The organism is Pedobacter albus, from assembly GCF_036324255.1.
Taxonomy (GTDB): domain Bacteria; phylum Bacteroidota; class Bacteroidia; order Sphingobacteriales; family Sphingobacteriaceae; genus Pedobacter; species Pedobacter albus.
Window position 1 is genome coordinate 337,833 of sequence record NZ_JAZDQT010000001.1, and the last position, 17,753, is coordinate 355,585.

General features: G+C 44.2%; 16 protein-coding genes. 3 read left to right on the forward strand and 13 right to left on the reverse strand.

Translation table 11 applies throughout. From position 1 onward, the window contains the following. Positions 1-40: 40 nt before the first annotated feature. On the forward strand, positions 41-2,464 hold the full coding sequence (locus tag VRU48_RS01445; RefSeq protein ID WP_431311607.1) for an alpha-ketoacid dehydrogenase subunit alpha/beta: 2,424 nt from the start codon (positions 41-43) through the stop codon (positions 2,462-2,464). 144 nt (positions 2,465-2,608) lie between these two features. Here the strand turns inward: VRU48_RS01445 and VRU48_RS01450 are convergent, their stop codons facing one another. The 9 genes from VRU48_RS01450 to VRU48_RS01490 all read right to left on the reverse strand — a co-directional run bounded on the left by VRU48_RS01450 (position 2,609) and on the right by VRU48_RS01490 (position 11,670). Continuing rightward, positions 2,609-3,211, reverse strand: coding sequence for a DUF1684 domain-containing protein (locus tag VRU48_RS01450; protein ID WP_330106154.1), 603 nt, complete (start codon positions 3,209-3,211; stop codon positions 2,609-2,611). Positions 3,212-3,632: 421 nt separating this feature from the next. Continuing rightward, positions 3,633-4,718 carry a chorismate synthase gene (gene aroC, locus VRU48_RS01455; protein WP_330106155.1) on the reverse strand — a complete coding sequence of 362 codons (1,086 nt, stop codon included), beginning with the start codon at positions 4,716-4,718 and terminating at the stop codon, positions 3,633-3,635. Positions 4,719-4,805: 87 nt separating this feature from the next. Continuing rightward, entirely contained in the window at positions 4,806-6,071 is a 1,266-nt protein-coding gene (aroA, locus tag VRU48_RS01460; protein ID WP_330106156.1) for a 3-phosphoshikimate 1-carboxyvinyltransferase, read from the reverse strand. A gap of 76 nt (positions 6,072-6,147) precedes the next feature. Continuing rightward, on the reverse strand, positions 6,148-7,287 hold the full coding sequence (locus VRU48_RS01465; RefSeq protein ID WP_330106157.1) for a chorismate mutase: 1,140 nt from the start codon (positions 7,285-7,287) through the stop codon (positions 6,148-6,150). 60 nt (positions 7,288-7,347) lie between these two features. After that, positions 7,348-8,184, reverse strand: coding sequence for a prephenate dehydratase (locus VRU48_RS01470; protein ID WP_199141094.1), 837 nt, complete (start codon positions 8,182-8,184; stop codon positions 7,348-7,350). 273 nt (positions 8,185-8,457) lie between these two features. Then, positions 8,458-9,060, reverse strand: coding sequence for a hypothetical protein (locus tag VRU48_RS01475; RefSeq protein WP_330106158.1), 603 nt, complete (start codon positions 9,058-9,060; stop codon positions 8,458-8,460). A gap of 416 nt (positions 9,061-9,476) precedes the next feature. Next, entirely contained in the window at positions 9,477-10,391 is a 915-nt protein-coding gene (locus VRU48_RS01480; RefSeq protein ID WP_330106159.1) for a sterol desaturase family protein, read from the reverse strand. Positions 10,392-10,405: 14 nt separating this feature from the next. Next, positions 10,406-11,464: a 3-dehydroquinate synthase gene (gene aroB / locus VRU48_RS01485; RefSeq protein ID WP_330106160.1), complete on the reverse strand. Its 1,059-nt coding sequence runs from the start codon at positions 11,462-11,464 to the stop codon at positions 10,406-10,408. After that, positions 11,464-11,670: an RNA-binding S4 domain-containing protein gene (locus tag VRU48_RS01490; protein WP_199141090.1), complete on the reverse strand. Its 207-nt coding sequence runs from the start codon at positions 11,668-11,670 to the stop codon at positions 11,464-11,466. Before VRU48_RS01490 ends, aroB begins: the two co-directional genes overlap by 1 nt. 97 nt (positions 11,671-11,767) lie before the next feature. On the opposite strand from VRU48_RS01490, the gene VRU48_RS01495 reads away from it, so the two are divergent. Continuing rightward, complete coding sequence (locus VRU48_RS01495) at positions 11,768-12,952, forward strand: proline dehydrogenase family protein (RefSeq protein WP_330106161.1); 1,185 nt, start codon at positions 11,768-11,770, stop codon at positions 12,950-12,952. 158 nt (positions 12,953-13,110) lie between these two features. On the opposite strand, the gene VRU48_RS01500 is transcribed toward VRU48_RS01495, so the two are convergent. Together VRU48_RS01500 and VRU48_RS01505 are read right to left on the reverse strand one after the other, a co-directional pair. Then, positions 13,111-13,815, reverse strand: coding sequence for a LytR/AlgR family response regulator transcription factor (locus VRU48_RS01500; protein WP_330106162.1), 705 nt, complete (start codon positions 13,813-13,815; stop codon positions 13,111-13,113). Continuing rightward, on the reverse strand, positions 13,812-14,906 hold the full coding sequence (locus VRU48_RS01505; protein ID WP_330106163.1) for a sensor histidine kinase: 1,095 nt from the start codon (positions 14,904-14,906) through the stop codon (positions 13,812-13,814). Before VRU48_RS01505 ends, VRU48_RS01500 begins: the two co-directional genes overlap by 4 nt. A 224-nt stretch (positions 14,907-15,130) precedes the next feature. Here VRU48_RS01505 and VRU48_RS01510 point away from each other — a divergent pair, with 224 nt between their 5' ends. Then, a complete protein-coding gene (locus tag VRU48_RS01510) occupies positions 15,131-16,939 on the forward strand; it encodes a TlpA family protein disulfide reductase (protein WP_330106164.1) in 1,809 nt (602 codons plus the stop codon). A 152-nt stretch (positions 16,940-17,091) separates the two neighbouring features. Here the strand turns inward: VRU48_RS01510 and VRU48_RS01515 are convergent, their stop codons facing one another. Further along, a complete protein-coding gene (locus tag VRU48_RS01515; RefSeq protein WP_330106165.1) occupies positions 17,092-17,484 on the reverse strand; it encodes a GreA/GreB family elongation factor in 393 nt (130 codons plus the stop codon). Positions 17,485-17,592: 108 nt separating this feature from the next. Next, complete coding sequence (locus VRU48_RS01520) at positions 17,593-17,742, reverse strand: hypothetical protein (RefSeq protein WP_330106166.1); 150 nt, start codon at positions 17,740-17,742, stop codon at positions 17,593-17,595. Positions 17,743-17,753 lie beyond the last annotated feature (11 nt).

Sequence of the window (17,753 nt, forward strand, 5' to 3'; positions counted from 1 at the left end):
TAGAAAGAATCGTATCTTTGTGGCCTAACCAATACCGCTTATGATGTCAAATAGCAAGCTAATGACCAATCAGATTGATGCTTCAGAATTGAGTTTCGACGACTTTAAAACCATAGTAATCAACGACTATAGGATAGCAGTTGAGAGCCGTCAGGCGAGCTTGCTAGGTCGAAAGGAAGTGTTAACTGGTAAGGCCAAGTTTGGTATTTTCGGCGACGGCAAGGAGGTGCCTCAATTGGCTATGGCCAAGGCTTTCAAAAATGGCGACTGGCGTTCGGGTTATTACCGCGACCAAACTTTTGCCTTTGCTACAGGTATCGCTACACTTAAAGAATTTTTTGCGCAACTGTATGCCAATCCAAGCGTTGAAGCCGATCCTTCTTCGGCCGGCCGACAAATGAACTGCCACTTTGCTACACGTTCGCTAAACGAAGACGGCTCTTGGAAAGACCTTACGCAGGTCAAAAATTGCTCGTCTGATATTGCGCCAACCGGCGGACAAATGGCCCGTTTGGTAGGTTTGGCCTATGCTTCAAAGTTGTTTAGGCAAAACCCCGAACTCGATTACCTGAAGAACTTTTCGGTAAACGGCAATGAGGTTGCCTTCGGAACCATCGGCAATGCCTCAACTTCAGAAGGCGTGTTTTTTGAAGCCATCAATGCTGCCGGCGTTTTGCAGGTGCCGATGGCCATTTCGGTTTGGGATGATGCTTATGGCATTTCGGTTCCGGCCAAATATCAAACCACTAAAGAAGATATTTCTGAGATCTTGAAGGGATTTCAGCGCGAAGAAGGCACCAACGGCTACGAAATATTCAAGGTAAAAGGATGGGATTATCCCGCTTTGTGCGAAACCTATCAAAAAGCTATCGAAGTATGCCGTACCGAACATGTACCGGTTTTGATACACGTAACAGAGGTAACACAGCCACAAGGACACTCTACCTCGGGCTCGCACGAGCGTTATAAAGATAAGGACAGGTTAGCCTGGGAAAAAGAGTACGATTGTATTGTGCAGATGCGTAATTGGATGATCGAATCGGCCATTGCGACCGACGAAGAATTGATCCAGCTGGAAGATGAAGCCAAAAAACATGTTCGCGAAGTGCAAAAAGAGGCATGGAACGAGTTCTTGGAAAGCATTAAGGAAGAACAGGCACAGGTCATCAATATGATCAATGCTTTTGCCAATGGCAATCCGATGCTGACTAAAATCGCGTCGCAATTGGCTTCTACGCCCGATGCATTGCGAAGAGAAGTGATGAATGCAGCCAGAAAAGCCATTCGCCAGAGCGTGCATGAACCCTCTTCAGCGCGCGACATACTGGTAAAATGGTATCAGGAACAAGCTGGTGTTAACGAAGAAAAATATAGCTCAAAACTATTTACCGATGGCAAGGAAAGTCCATTTGCGGTAGAAGTTGTAGAGGCCATTTATACCGAAAACAGCAAAATGATTGATGGCAGGGAAGTATTAAACGCCTGCTTCGATTCTAATTTTGCCAGAGACCCACGTTTAGTAGCTTTTGGCGAAGATTTGGGCAATATCGGCGATGTAAACCAAGGCTTTGCCGGTTTGCAGGCCAAATATGGCGAATTGCGTGTAACCGATACAGGCATCAGGGAAATGACTATTGCCGGGCAGGGTATAGGCTTAGCCATGCGTGGTTTGAGGCCTATTGCCGAAATCCAATATTTAGATTATTTGCTGTTTGCCCTCAACGTGTTGAGCGATGATTTGGCCAGTTTATCATATCGTACCAAAGCCGGACAAAAAGCACCGGTAATTGTGCGTACCCGCGGACACCGTTTAGAAGGTGTTTGGCATTCGGGTTCGCCAATGGCCATGATTTTGGGCTCTTTACGCGGCATGCACATTTGTGTACCGCGCAACATGACTCAGGCGGCAGGTATGTACAATACTTTATTCAGGTCGGACGAGCCAGCTTTGGTGATCGAATGCCTCAATGGCTACCGCCTCAAAGAGAAGTTGCCTGAAAACGTAGGTAGCTTTACCGTTCCTTTGGGCAAAGCCGAAATTTTGAGGGAAGGAACCGATTTAACCGTGGTAACTTATGGCTCTACCTTGCGTATCGTAGAGGAAGCTGCCGAAGAACTGGAGCAATTGGGTATCTCGATCGAAATTATCGATCCGCAAACGCTCTTGCCATTCGATACCGATCAGGTTTGTGCCAAATCGCTGCAAAAAACCAATAAATTGTTGGTTATAGATGAAGATGTTCCTGGAGGCGCAACCGCGTTTATCATGCAGCAGGTTTTGGAAGAACAAAAAGGCTATTATTGGCTAGATGCACAGCCGAAAACCCTAACGGCTAAGGCTCATCGTCCGCCTTATGGTTCTGATGGCGATTATTTCAGCAAACCATCAACAGACGACGTGATGGAAGCGATTTACGATATCATGCACGAAAGCAATCCAGAGAAATTTCCAAAATTGTTTTAGCAGAGACTTGCGAAGTTTTCAAAACTTCGCAAGTCTGCATAGGAAAGAGACCCTGAATTAAGTTCAAGGTCTCTTTTTGGTTTATAAACAAAATTGCCATCAGGCTATAGGCCATGGTCTATGGTCTATAGGCTAAAAACTAAACTAATGCTTCTTCTCGCCCTTGTACAATTTTTCGCCGGCCTGTATGGCTGTGGCCAAATCGTTTTCTTCGGGTGGAATAGGGCAGCGGTAGCCCGAGCTGTAGGCGCAATAAGGGTTGTAGGCTTTGTTAAAATCGATTTCGATTTTGCCGTTTTTAATGGTTTTTAGATCTAAATCGATATAACGGCCCCCTCCATAAGTGCTTTTGTTGTTGGTTTCGTCGGTAAAAGGCAAAAACAAAAGGTCTTTATATTGGGGATGCTGTAACAAGGCAATGCTACGGTACAAAGTCATGCTCAGGGTCTGGCCATTTAACTTAAAATCTACTTTTGCATAGCGAATATAGTCAGCGGTGGTACCTGCATAGGTTGGCATTTTAAAGGTTTTCTCGTTGTTGAGTAACGAAACTTGGGCCTGCACCCGATAAGTGCTGTCTGGCTTAAAGAAATCGAGGTTAGCGAGGTCGGCTTCTTTTAATGGCGAACGTTCTTCCTTCAAAAAATCGGCTTTGTAGGCTTCGCGATGCTTGGCTATGGTTTGCTGATAATTTTGGGCACTGGCAGTTATGCTAAATAGGAGCAGGAAGGAGAGAAGGTATTTCATAAGCCAAATATAGCTTTATTGTTCATGAGTTCATTTGCCATTTGCTCATTAGGTTAACCGCAAAGAAAGAGGAAGTATAACACAAGCAGGTTAAGACTTCGGTTCTTTGCAAAATCGTTGTGTACTTAAAATTGAGCTGTATTTAAAAGAAAGCCCGGATCAAATCCAGGGCTTTTTAGTTTATTGAATAAGGTTGACTGCCACAGGTAGGCTTCATCTTTAACCCGTTGGTGAAGAACACCAACGGTAGCAATTGGTTTATTTCGAATCTCGTGATGCACTTGTTGGTGTTCTCCGCCAACAAGCTCTAGTTTATCAAATAAGATTGCCTGCTACAGCTAGGCTTCGTTATTCCTCCTCGCCATGAAAATTTTTGAGCTATGAACCATCAACTATGAACCATGGTCTATCGACTAACAACTTATAACTTCGCGCTTCGCTGCCTCAACAAATGATCGGCCAATACCAAAGCGCCCATGGCTTCTACAATAATTACCGCTCTAGGCACCACGCAAGGATCATGGCGGCCCTTGCCTTTAATCTCGGCCGCTTCACCAGCCGCATTAATGGTTTGTTGGTTGTGCATAATGGTAGCGACCGGTTTAAAGGCCACCGTAAAATTGATGTCCATGCCATTGCTGATGCCACCTTGAATGCCTCCCGAAAAATTGGTCAGTGTAGAAGGTTTGTCGCCGGCTATGAAAATATCGTTATGTTCAGATCCACGCATTTCGCTGCCTGCAAAGCCCGATCCGTACTCGAAACCATGTACGGCATTGATGCTGAGCATGGCCTTGCCCAAATCGGCATGGAGCTTGTCAAAAACAGGCTCGCCCAAGCCAGCCGGACAGTTTTTAATCACACAGCCTATTTTGCCACCTACCGTATCGCCGTCTTTGCGTACCGAATCGATAAAATCGATCATTTCTTTGGCCGTGGCCGGATCGGCACAACGTACAATATTTTCTTCGCGGATGGCCAGTGCTTCTGCCAGGTTATTCGAATCGAAATTTGGCGCATTGATTTGTCCAACGGCAGTTACATGTCCAAAAATTTCGATGCCAAAATGCTTGAGCAATAATTTGGCGATGGCTCCGGCCGCTACGCGTGCAGCGGTTTCGCGCGCCGAAGAACGGCCGCCACCACGGTGGTCGCGGATGCCGTATTTGGCATCGTATGTATAATCGGCATGCGAAGGACGGTACACATCTTTATTGTGTTCGTAGTCTTTTGAGCGTTGGTCTTCGTTCGGAATCAGCAGACTGATCGGCGTTCCGGTGCTCTTACCTTCAAAAATGCCCGAAAGCACTTGTACCGTATCACTCTCTTTGCGCTGCGTGGTAATTTTCGATTGACCGGGCCTGCGTTTATCCAATTCCGATTGAACAAAATCAAGGTCTATGGTCAATCCTGCCGGACAGCCGTCTATAATTACGCCGATGGCTACACCATGCGATTCGCCGAAGGTGGTAATCTTGAATAACTGTCCGAATGAGTTTCCTGCCATTTTTAAGAGTATTGAGTATGGCGTATAGTGTATCGAGATACGCTCGCCATACGTTATGTTTTAATTTAACGCATTACGCAAACCGCACTACGCTGTACCAATGTTAAATCCAGCTTTCGCCAGGTCTTCCCAAAAATAAGGATAAGATTTATCAACTACGTGTTGGTCTTCGATTTCTACCTCGGCAATTTTGAGGGCCAAAGGTGCAAAAGCCATGGCCATGCGATGGTCTTCGTAAGTACTGACGCTGATTTTTTCTGGAAAATGCAATCCAGAGCAATCCAATTTATAGCTGAAATTTTTCTCGATAAACTTAACCCCAATCTTGGCCAGTTCGGTTTGCAGTGCCAACACGCGGTTGGTTTCCTTGATTTTAAGGGTTTCTAAGCCCGTAAAAGTAGCATCGTGGCCTAAAGCGGCACAAATAACCACTACGGTTTGGGCCAAATCTGGACATTCTTTCATGTCGAAGATCTTTCTTTCTACCTGTTTAGGCTCTTTTTTTAGCCATACACCACCGTTTTTAAACTGCGAAGTAATGCCAAAGTTGGCCATGATTTCGGTGATTTTGCTATCGCCCTGCAAGCTGTAGCCATTGAGGCCTGGCAAAAATATTTCGGCTTCATCAGCCAATGCGGCAATGGAATACCAGTAGGAGGCCGCGCTCCAATCGGGTTCTACATAAAGCTTAGCAGGCTTAAATTGCTGTGGTGCAATGCTGATTATGTTCTCATTCCATTCGTGTGTAATACCTGTCTGCTCCAACATGGCCAAGGTCATTTCTACATAAGGCTTAGAAGTAAGTTCGCCCTCTATTTCCAGGCTAAGGCCCTGAGGCAGAGCGGGAGCAATCATTAACAGGGCCGAAATGTATTGGCTGCTGATGTCGCCTTTGATTTTTACGTTGGCTTGGCTTTGTTCAAAAGGGCCACCGATGTGCAGAGGAGGGAAGCCTTCGTTTTCGGCATAGCTGATTTTAGCGCCGATGCTTTGGAGCGCTTCCACCAAAATGCCGATTGGCCGTTGTTTCATGCGTTCGGTTCCTGTCAACAGAAAATTGCCCTGTTGCAGGCTCAAAAAAGCGGTTAAAAAACGCATGGCCGTGCCCGCAGGACCGATATCGACGGTTAGACTTGAGCCGTTAGTTTCCTTTGGACTTTGGACTACTGACTTAAGACTGCCCGCAAGGGTAACGGTATCGGCAGCTACAGAAAGGTTCTCTACGCCAACGGTTCCTTTGCTGAGCGCCGAGATGATCAATGCCCTGTTGCACTCGCTTTTGGAGCCGGTTAGCCTGATTTCGGTATTGATTTGTTTGTTGCCTTTGAAAGAAAGCAATAGGTTTTTAGACATTTTTTGGGTTGAATGAGGTGAGCTATGATCCAAAGTCGCCACCCCGAAATGCGCTCGGGATGACGTATGGCTATAATTAGGCTTTGGCTTCGGCGTGCGCTTCGGCAGCAATTCCTTCTTCGGCTTTGCCTGCATTCATGATTTCGGTCTGTTTGCGGATCGATTCGCCGTGGATCAATTCCAATAATTTTTCGGTGAAGTTCAAATCCAATTTCAGGGCTTTGGCAAATGCGGTACGTTTTTTCATGATTTCGTCCCAGCGGTTTACCTGTAAAATGGTTACGCCATTGTCTCTTTTGTATTCGCCAATTTTTTGGGTAATGCCCATACGCTCAGCCAATTTTTGGAATACCAGGTCATCAATTTTATCAATTTGGGCTCTCAAATCGGCCAATTTATCGGTAAAGTCTTCGTTTTTCGATTCAGGTTTACGTAGGGTGAAATTGTTAACGATGTCGGCCAAGGCAGCTGGAGTTACTTGTTGCTTGGCATCGGTCCAGGCTACCGAAGGGTCAATGTGCGATTCGATCATCAAACCTTGCATATCCAAATCCAATGCTTTTTGGGCTACGTAAGAAATCAGGTCGCGGTTGCCGCAAATGTGGCTCGGATCGTTGATGATAGGTAATTCTGGACATAAAGTTTTCAATTGGATGGCCATTTCCCACATCGGTTCGTTACGGAAAGCACTTTTCTCAAAAGAAGAGAAGCCACGATGGATGGCACCCAATTTGGTGATGCCGGCTTTGTTGATGCGCTCTAAAGCACCGATCCATAGCTGTAAATCAGGGTTAACCGGATTTTTAACCAATACCGGGATATCAACGCCTTGCAAGGCATCGGCAATTTCCTGTACGGTGAACGGGTTTACGGTAGAACGGGCACCAATCCATAAGATATCAACACCAGCGGCTAAAGCTTCTTCAACGTGTTTGGCATTGGCTACCTCAACGGCTGTAGGCAAACCGGTTTCTGCTTTGGCACGTTTTAGCCATTCCAAACCAATACTCCCGATGCCTTCAAATTCTCCCGGACGGGTACGAGGCTTCCAGATTCCTGCTCTTAATACGCTTACTTTTCCGGTCGCGGCCAATAAATGTGCGGTAGATAGCAACTGCTCTTCGGTTTCTGCACTGCATGGTCCAGAGATTAATAAGGGTTCGTTTTTGACGTTGATCCAGCTGTTCAGAGGTTGGATGTTTAATTGTAATTTCATTTTTCGGGGGTTATTGGGGTTTTATAATTCTTTTAATTTAATGCTTAACCAAATCTTCGGTTACACTTTGTCGTTCTTTTGGTATTCGCCCATGATGTTGAAGTTCACGGTATATTTTAAGGCCTTTCTGATGGCCGTATCATAGTTTTCCATGTTGGTCCATTCCATGTCTACGTAAAAGTAATACTCGTTTCTTTTGCCCAGCACCGGCATAGATTGTATTTTGGTTAAGTTTACGTTGAGCTCGGCAAAAAGGTTGAGCACTTTAGCCAAGGCGCCTACATGGTTGCCTACCTGAAAACAGATCGAAGCCTTGTTGATTTCCTTGATGTCTTCGGTTTTGTCTTTTTTCAAAATAAGGAAACGCGTAAAGTTCTTTTTGTTCGATTCGATGCGGCGCTCGATGATGTTCAAACCATACAATTCGGCGGCCAAAGTATTGGCAATGGCCACGGTATCTTTTAGTTGCTCGTCCCTGATTTTCTTGGCGCAGGCGGCGGTATCGTTGCTTTCAATGACCTGAATGGCAGGGAAATCGTCAAAAAAATCAACACATTGTCTGATGGCGATTGGGTGGGAAGTGGCAAATTTTACGTCTTCGAACTTAACACCAGGCAGGGCCATCAAATGCAGCTGGATAGGCAGGTAAACCTCGCCGGTTACCGCAAAATTATATTCCCTGATCAAGGTATAGTTGGGCAACAAACTGCCGGCAATAGAGTTTTCTATGGCCATGATGACATAGTCGGCTTCGCCTTTTTCTAAGCTCTCGCAAGTTTGCTTAAAAGAGTTGCATTCGATGGTTTCGATGTCTCTGCCGAAGAATTTGAATGCGGCTTCTTCGTGGAATGAGGCCTTGATACCTTGGATAGCTACCTTTGTTTTTGGTGTTTTCATTGACATTTTTGCGTTAAAACAAAAAAGTCCCGGCGGTATGCCGGGACTTTTTATATACAAATATTCTTGTTATGTTTTTTGCATACTAGTCCCGGCTCTTACTAAAGTAGTAAAAGTAGCCGAACCAATATGTAGTAGTTAAATTCATTTTTTGCTTTATGGTGTCAAATGTACACACCCGAATTTAATTTGTCAAGGGTGAAGTGAAAATAATTTGAACAAAATTTAATTTTGTTGTTTGGGTGGTCTTTTCTCGGTGGTCAAAAAATAAGCTTATTGCAGTGCTTTTACCGCTTTTTCAACAAAGGATGGAGGGAACTCTCCAAAATAGCTGCTGTACTTTCCGGTTTTGGATAGGGCCACGAAACTTAGGCAAGGATAGGGGTGCTTGAAAAACGATTTTTCTACCACAGCTTCAGGGTCTTTGATCCATTTGTCTGGATTGTTGCCGGTCAAGCCATCAAAATCTTTGTACACAAAAATGATATGAGCATCTAATTTCTTTTGCAGGCCACGGTAATAGGAAGCGAAGTTTGAAAGAGAAATCGTTTCGTTGCACTTGTCTTTTCCCGGATAATAAATAATGACCAGGGGTTTTTCGGTGCCCATTTTTTTGCCGCTTGCTTTTTCCAGGGTGGAAATCAGTTTGGCGTAGTCAGCAAATTGTCCATTTTCTTCTCTCTCAATCAGTTTGCGATGGTTTGCAGAATCGCCAATAATATCCAATACCTGATTGGTCGCACGTTGCTCTTTAAACTTTTTTTCGCTAATGGGTTTGTTCCTGATATCAAAATATTTGGTGCTTTCGTTTTGCTGGGCAAAGGCAAACATGCCGAAAAAAGCCATCTGGAACAGTAACAGGGCAAGTGTTTTCATGAGCGCTAATTTGATGCAATATAGTGTTTCCTTTTGACGGCTCAAGGCTTCGCTGGTTAAGCGAATGGCGTTAGGCGAATGGCCAATAGTCCATGGACCATGGTCTATAGACTAGCGGCGTTTTATAGGTTTGAAAAACAACGTTGGTGCTTATCGGCAATTCCAGTCCCTCTTTTCGCTTTACTCCATTGCATTCCGTGTTCGCTGCAATAGGGTTTATTTAACAAAGGCAATGGCGTTATTGTCCCTAGGTTACCATCCGCCCTACGGGCACCTCTCTATGGGAAGGGAAGGTAGAATTGTTAAACTGCTGAATTGTTTAATTGATAGATTATTTAAACTGTAAACTGTAAACTGCAAATTGAGTCCACAAGAACTATTTTTGGACTATAGACTATAGACTAACAGACTATCGACTAAAGACTTTCTTTCTTCCCCTGCTGCTCAGCCTCTCTAAGTTCTCTTTGCATCACCTTGGCAATTTGGGTGCTGCCGTCGTGGCTCCATCCCGGAGGATTTACCACATATTTGACCTTATCCCAAAAAGTTGGTGCTTTCTTCACATCCTGTGCCAAGGCAACCCACTCGTGGAAAACGATATTGCTGAATCTCGAGTCGTCGGGTTGTTTGGTTAAACCGTATTTGATTTCTTCCTGTGGTACTTCTGCCTGAAAAGTGCCGAACCACCTGTCCCATAAAATGAGTACCATGCCCATGTTTTTGTCCAAATAGCGAACATTACTGGCATGGTGTACCCTGTGGTGCGAAGGGGTTACGAAAATATACTCGATAATAGGGTGCAGTTTGCCCACGGTTTGGGTGTGTACAATGTTGCCATAAATTTGGGTTACCAAATAGGCAAAAAGCACATCTAAGGCATTAAAGCCCATAAAAGCCAAAGGCAGGTAGAAAAATACCCGGTATAAAGGCTCAAACACCGTAGAGCGGAAGCCCGTGGTGAGGTTAAAATATTCTGACGAGTGGTGGGTAACGTGCATGGCCCAGAAAAAGCGCACGTAATGCCCCACGGTATGCAAAAACCAGTATAAAAAGTCCTGCGCCAGGATCAAAACGATCCAATAAAGCCAAACATTTTCGATTTGGAACAAGCGGTAATTTTCGTAGCAGTACTGCAACAGAAAAAAAGTAGCCGTTTTCATGGTCAGGTTAACCAAAACCGCGGCCAACATGAGGTAAATATTGTTTAAGGTATCTTTTTTGGTATACAGTTTACGGTCGTGGGCATAACTAAAATACATTTCGACCAAGGTGAGTACAATTACCCCTCCAAATAAGGTGCCTACAGAAATATCGCTGCCGGTAAATGTCATACTTCGTTCTTAACTTATAATGAATTGTAATATTTTAAGCTTTCCAGGATATCGGCATCTGTCACCTTGCAATTGTAGGTACATTGGCCGATTTTATCTAGCAGAGAAAATAGGATAAAGCCTGCTTCGTTCTTTTTGTCGCTCTGCATCAGCTCAACCAGCTGTTTAAAGCTAGTTTCCTTGATCTGGTATTTGGGGTAGATGCTTAATATATAATCGCTAATGTCTTTGAGTTCTTCTTGGCTGAGGTTACAATATTTGGCCGATAGAAATGCTTCGCAGATCATGCCAATGGCAATGGCTTCGCCGTGGGTTAAAGGTGCCTTGTCGTTGGTTAAGGCATAGCTTTCTACTGCGTGGCCAATGGTATGACCATAATTCAATATTTTGCGCAGGCCTTTTTCAAAGGGATCGGCGGTCACTACCTCATGTTTAATCTCTACCGAACGGTAAATGTCGTCAGATGAAACGGTTTGGTAAGCTACTTTTTTAAGCGCCTGGTAGTAAGCTGCATCTACAATCAAGCCATGTTTGATCATTTCGGCAAAGCCCGAAAGCATTTCTCTTTTCGATAGGGTTTGCAAGAAGGCATTCTCAATAAAAACGGCTTGTGGCAAGGCAAAGGTGCCCACCATGTTCTTCACGTTGTCGATGTCGATGCCGGTTTTGCCACCCACCGAAGCATCAACCTGCGAAAGCAAAGTAGTTGGAATATTGATGAAATCTATTCCTCTTTTATAGGTCGAGGCAATAAAGCCGCCCATGTCGGTAATCACGCCGCCGCCCAGGTTAATCATCAGGCATTTGCGGTCGGCACCAAAATCCAATAAGGTTTTCCAAATGCCGATGCAAAAGTCGATGTTCTTGTTTTCTTCGCCCGGATCGGTTTCAATGATGTCGAAATCTTCCAACTCGTCAAGGTACTCCCTAAACAAAGGCAGGCAAAGCTCAGCAGTATGGCTGTCGGCAAAAACAAAGACCTTGCTATAGTTGCGTTGCGCCAAAAGCTCTTTTAGAGGAGCCAGGCCTGATTCGAAATAAATGGAATGTCCGTCGCTGTTTATTGCCTTCATTATTCGACTTCGATTGTTTTGCCCATAAATTCTACCTTGTCGCCTTGGCGAACTTTCAGTCGTTTTCGGCGGTCAACCGTACCGTTGTACTTGACCAAGCCGTCTTCCACAACCATTTGCGCCTCGCCACCGCTTTGTACCAGCGAAACAGCCTTTAAAAGGGCTATTAGTGGAATAAATTCGCCTTCTAATTTGAATTTTATCATTGCGGTGCAAATTTACAATTATTTGCAGAGTGTTTTAGCTAAAGAATCATTGTTATTTATATTTTTGCACTCGTCTGACCAAGTAAAATACACTTCAATGGAAACACACCCCGCAAGAAAAATCAATTTTGACAATACAGAAATCGCTTTCCGCAACAAATCAAACGCCGAACTTAACCAGGCTTATTGGCTGTTCAAAATCATCGGCAACAACTTCCTTACCAAAATAGGTCCTCCGATTACCAACTTCATGCTCAATATTGGCTTTCCGATTAAAGGAGCCATCAAAGCAACGATCTTTAAGCAGTTTTGTGGCGGAGAAACCATTCAGGATTGCGAGCATACCATTGAACAATTGCATTTGGGTAAAGTGGGTACCATTTTGGATTATTCGGTAGAAGGCGAGGAGGAAGAAGAAGTATTTGATTTTACTTGCGAAGAAATTATCCGCACTATTTTAAGGGCCGATGGCGATCCGCGCATCCCGATTACCGTATTTAAGGTAACCGGTATTGGCCGTTTTGCCTTGTTGGAAAAGCTAGATGCCAAACAAACCTTAACTGCCGATGAAACCGCAGAGTTTGAACGCGTGAGAATGCGTTGCGAAAAAATCTGCCAAACGGCTTTTGATAAGCAGGTTCCGGTGATGATCGATGCCGAAGAAACCTGGATCCAGGATACAATCGATATGCTGGCCTTGGAAATGATGACCAAGTTTAACCAGCAAAAGCTGATCGTTTACAATACCTACCAAATGTATAGGCACGATAAATTGGCCGATTTACAAGCCGATTACCTCATTGCCAAAGAAACCGGTTTTATTTTGGGCGTAAAAATGGTACGTGGGGCCTACATGGAAAAAGAGCGCAAGCGCGCAGCCGAAATGGGCTATCCATCGCCAATACAACCTGATAAAGCCAGCACCGATAAAGATTACGACGAATCGTTGAGGTTTTGTGTGGATCACATCGACCAGATTGGCTTTGTTTGTGGCACGCACAACGAGGAAAGCAGCCGCCTGCTCACCGAACTGATGGACGAGAAGCAAATTCCGCATAGCCATTCGCATGCTTTTTTTGCACAGCTGCTGGGCATGAGCGATAACCTGAGCTTTAACCTTTCTGATGCCGGCTATAACGTGGCCAAATATGTGCCTTATGGACCAATTAAAGCCGTAATGCCTTATTTGTTTAGAAGGGCGCAGGAAAATACTTCGGTTGCCGGACAAACCGGCAGGGAGCTGGGCCTCATCAGCAAAGAAAAGGCGAGGAGGAGGATTTAGTCGATAGTTCATAGTCTTTAGTCGATAGTCAAAATTCCAAATGACCAATCAGCTAATGAACTAATGAACTATATCCATAGTCTTTAGTCCATGGTCCATAGTCAAAATTCCTAATGACTAACGAACTAATGAGCCAATGAACTAATGACACCAATGAACTAATAATCATTACTGCCTTTTGCAAAGCGCATCACTTCATTCCTATAGCTTACGCCAATCTGTATGGGTTGATAAGTGGTTTCTATCGTATTTCCGTTAATGGCAATGATCGATTTGATGGGCACGATGTAGGAGCGGTGCACCCTTAAAAACTGTTGTGTAGGAAGTTTGCTTTCCAGGCTTTTCATGCTGTTGGAAGTGAGCAAGATCTTGTCTTTTAAATGGATTTTGACAAAATTTTGCAGGCTTTCGATTAATAAAATCGCATCTAAATCTACCCTAACCAATTTATTCTCGACCTTAAAAAACAGATGGTCTGTTATAGGGTTTTGAGCTGTAGTGGCTTTTTGGTTCAGGCGTTCGTTTATCTTTTCTAGCGCATTAAGCAGACGAGGCATGGCGATAGGCTTCAGCAGGTAATCTACTACACTGAGTTCGTAGCTTTCGAGGGCATATTTGTTAAATGCGGTGGTAAAGATAACGAGTGGTGGCTTTTTTAGCGATTTGAGAAAATCAATCCCTGACACCATGGGCATTTTAATGTCCAAAAACATGAAATCAATTTCCTGTGTGCAGAGTATTTCGTAGGCCTCCATGGCATTGGCACAGGCTTTTGCCAAATGATAGTTGGGTAATGCCGACATATAGCTTTGGATCAGCTTGCGCGCCTGTGGCTCGTCGTCTACGATGATATAATTGATCATTTGTTGATGAGAAGATTCACGGTAAAGATATTGCCTGCGGTAGCAATATCCAATTGATAACGGTTTGGAAAATAATGTTCCAGCCTCTTTTTCACGTTTTGCAGTCCTATGCCGCCAAGGGTTGATTTTGTATCGGTTAAAAAAGCATTGCTTGCCCTAAATCGGAGCTGTTTTTCATCCTGCTGAAGCTCGATGTCGATTTTGATTTGATGATTTGGCAGATTGCCACCATGCTTAAACGCGTTTTCTACAAAGGGCAGCAACATAAAAGTTGGCAAATGGTAGTTGGGATAGCTCTGGTTGAGCGAAAAGCTGATCTGGGCATCTTCTTCAAATCTTACCTTCTCGATATTGATATAGCTGCTTAGCAGTTCGACTTCTTTTTCAAGGCTGATGTATTCTTTTTCGCCATCGTATAGGGAGCTGCGCATAAAATCGGCCAAACGGCTAAGCAGGTCTACCGATTTTTCCTTTTCGTTTTGTACAATGAACGACTGCAGGTTGTTGAGGGTATTGAAAAAGAAATGCGGATTGATCTGTGCTTTTAAAGTGTCGAGTTGCAGTTTCGCATTTTCCTTCAGCATCCAAGCCTTTTGCTGGCTCGACAGATAAACATAGCGCATAAATTTGATGCTGAGCGGTACATAAACGATGACAATCAGGCTAGAGAGGCCACTAAACAAAATGCGGGAAAGAGAAATCGTCTTGAATTGCGTTTGGTAAAGCTGTTCCCAGAACTGTCCGCCGGCCACTGTGCTGTTGTGCAGGTTATACCAGTTGATAACGAGCGAGAGATGGTAAGTTCGGAGGATAATGGCCGTTGCATAGAAAACAACCAGCGACAAAACGGCCCAGAACCATTTTCGTTGGCTAAAAAGTGGCCAGATCCAGTAGGCCAGGCTGTAGTACAGAAAAGTAACGAACACGGCGCCTACCAGCGTTACCCAATAGTGCTGTTCGGGGGTAATTTTGACCACCATGCTTTCGTCTAGCCAAAAGAAAAGATAAAAAAGCCAAAAACCGAAGTGCAGTGCCAGTCGGTAGGGCCATTGCGTAAAGCTCTTCTCCCAAATTCCTTGTATCCAGTTCATCGTTTGAAACTAGCCAAAAGCCTCCTGATTTCCTAAAATAGATGACGAATGCGATGAAAATCGTGATAAGTATGCCTTTTCAGGGTGCGAATGAAGATAAAGATTTGAAGAGAGGCTTTTATACGCTTGTTCGGCACAGCTAAATGACTTTTAAGCGGGTTAGTCAATTAAATAGGGAAGTGGATGCAACCGAAAATAGTTTTGGCTAAAACAAAGATAATTTCATGAAAAAGTACTTTCTCCTTTTGTGTTGCGCTTTCACCCTGCCATCAATGGCGCAGGTGAGCCAAGTGCTTCCGAGCCGTCCATCCGCAGGCGATACCATCCGGCTAAGTTATGACCAAACCTCGGCGACAGCCAAATTGAAAGGCACATGGCCCATTTATGCGCGCATTACGCGATACCTGCAGGATGGTTCGGTAAAAAAACAGCATTTGACATTGAACAATATCGAAGGCAGGTTACAAACGTCTTTCGTGTTGCCTAAAGAAACGGCTTCTTTCAAGGTCGATTTTTATACGTTGAACAAAGACGATGAACCGGCGGGCGAAAACAGGTTGGTTTATGAAAAAGATAGTGGCAAACCGGTAAAAGGTGCTTACCTGGATTCTTTTTTCAGCGATAAGGTTGATAGCTTGTTCCGATTGGAGATTGCTGGCCACCCCGATCATTATTATGCCTATGCCCGGATGATGAACGTAGTGGCGATGATTAAGTACCCTGAAAGTGGCAAAGCCCAAATCAATAGTTTTTTGCAGGATTTGGAACGTTTGGCCGTACAACATGCTGAAGCTAGGAACGATGCTGGCTTTATGGCCGCCAATTGTGTCGGACTGGCAAAAACCAATCGCTTGAAAGAAGCCAAAGCCTATCTCTACCAATTGCTTGATCAATATCCTACAAAGGCCGAAACTGCTTTCGCCTTTAGCATTTACAACTATGAAAACTACAAAGCCAGCAATTTGCAATTAGAAGAGGATGTACGTGCCAAGCTCAAAATGATCTATATCGATTATCCGAATGCAGCCATTTGTGCCGATGCGAATGCTTTCGAATACCTGCGGACTGATGCCGGTATTCCGACCAACTTTTTCGAAAAAGTGATCCAGCCTCTGTTGACTACAGATCAATTGCCCTATTATGCCTTAGGTAATTTGCCAGAACTGTACATTAGTCGCAATGAAAAACTGGATACGGCCAAGCAATTGTTGCGAGATGCCATTAAACGCTTTCAGGACGGCAACATTCAGCACCAGTTTAGGCTAAACAATGGACATTATCAAATGTATGTGTCTAATCTTTTGCTGGATTTAGCCAAAGTTAACGCCCTGCAACGCGATTTTCAGGAGGCCGTTGTTCATTTATCGGCAGCTATTCAGGTTGTTGAAGGACATAGCGCCGAAGGCAATTTTATGCCAGAAATGCTCAAACAACGGGCAAAATCCTTCGAAGCGCTTGGTCAGCTTAACCTGGCGCTGGAAGATTACAAGCGCTTGTATCAAATAGGAGAGGCAAACGTAGCTCAAGACCTGGAGCGCCTGTATCCGCTTTGCAACGTAAAACAACAAACTTTTGCCGATTTCTTAGCCGCGCTCAAAGCTAAAGGAGGCCAGCCAAAGGCTCAAAATCCGGCCATCAATTTTACCGGCACAGATATGCAGGGCAATAAAGTGAGCCTTTCCGATTTAAAAGGCAAAATAGTAGTGGTTAATATTTGGGGAATTGGTTGCGGGCCTTGCATTGCCGAAATGCCAGAACTGAATAAATTGGTAAAAGAGTATGCCAATCGTAAAGAGGTGGTGTTTTTGGCCATTACGGCCGATCCGAAAGCAAACCTGCTCAAGTTCTTTAAAACCAAAAAGTTCGATTATAAGGTAATTAACCAAGTAGCTAATGTTGCTGAAATTTTCTATACCAACGCTTTGCCGGTGCATGTTGTTATCGGAAAAGACGGGGCAATAATCAATCGGTCTATCGGTGCCAGAGCAGATATCAAAACTTATCTCAAATCGGTAATCGATGCCAGTTTATAGCCTATTTCAATACAAAATAGCCAAGGGCAAGCCATGCCAAACCCTTGGCTAAAAAGAAAATGAAGCCCCAGAAACCAAGTCTTTTGGCCCATTTTTTTATTTTTTCTGTGCTTTCTGGTTTCATATGCAATAAAGGCCGGTTTTGGGTTGGCCTACAGTTCGTTGGCTGCCAGCTTTCTCACCGAAATGATTTTGTAGGCCTTAATGCCGTCGGGCATTTCCCAATTGATCAAATCGCCGGTTTGGTAGCCCAGCAAAGCAATGCTGATGGGGGCAAAGATAGATACTTTTTGCTGTTTTATATCGGCATCTTTGGGCAAAACCAATTTAAAGACAAATTCCTGACCGTTATCGGTACTTTCGATCTTAGTCTCTGTATATAAGGAAACTACGTCGGCTGGCAACTGGTCGTCGTCGAATATTTTGGCGTTTTTGATTTCTTCCCTCAGGCGCTGTTTGTTGTAGTCGCTCATGATGGCTTTTTCTAAGTGTTCGCTCAGAAATTTGTAGTCGCTTTTAGACAATAAAATGGATTTGGTGTTCATCTTGAAAAAAATTAAAGTGAATAGATGGCCCAATGCAAAAGCAGGGCAATAAAAAAATAAGAGGTGGTTATCCCCCGAAATCAAGAAAAAAGATGTAGGATCCGGGGTTTATTGAATGAAGTCTTTGCTCTGTTTAAGGGCGATGGGCTTCAATGAAATGCCAGCAAAAGGCAGTTGGTCAACGGCAATAGGCATACTCGTCCCGTTCTTCGGATTGAAGAGGCGGGCAATTGTTTGAAGTATGTTCCTTTTGCTCATGGCCACAAATA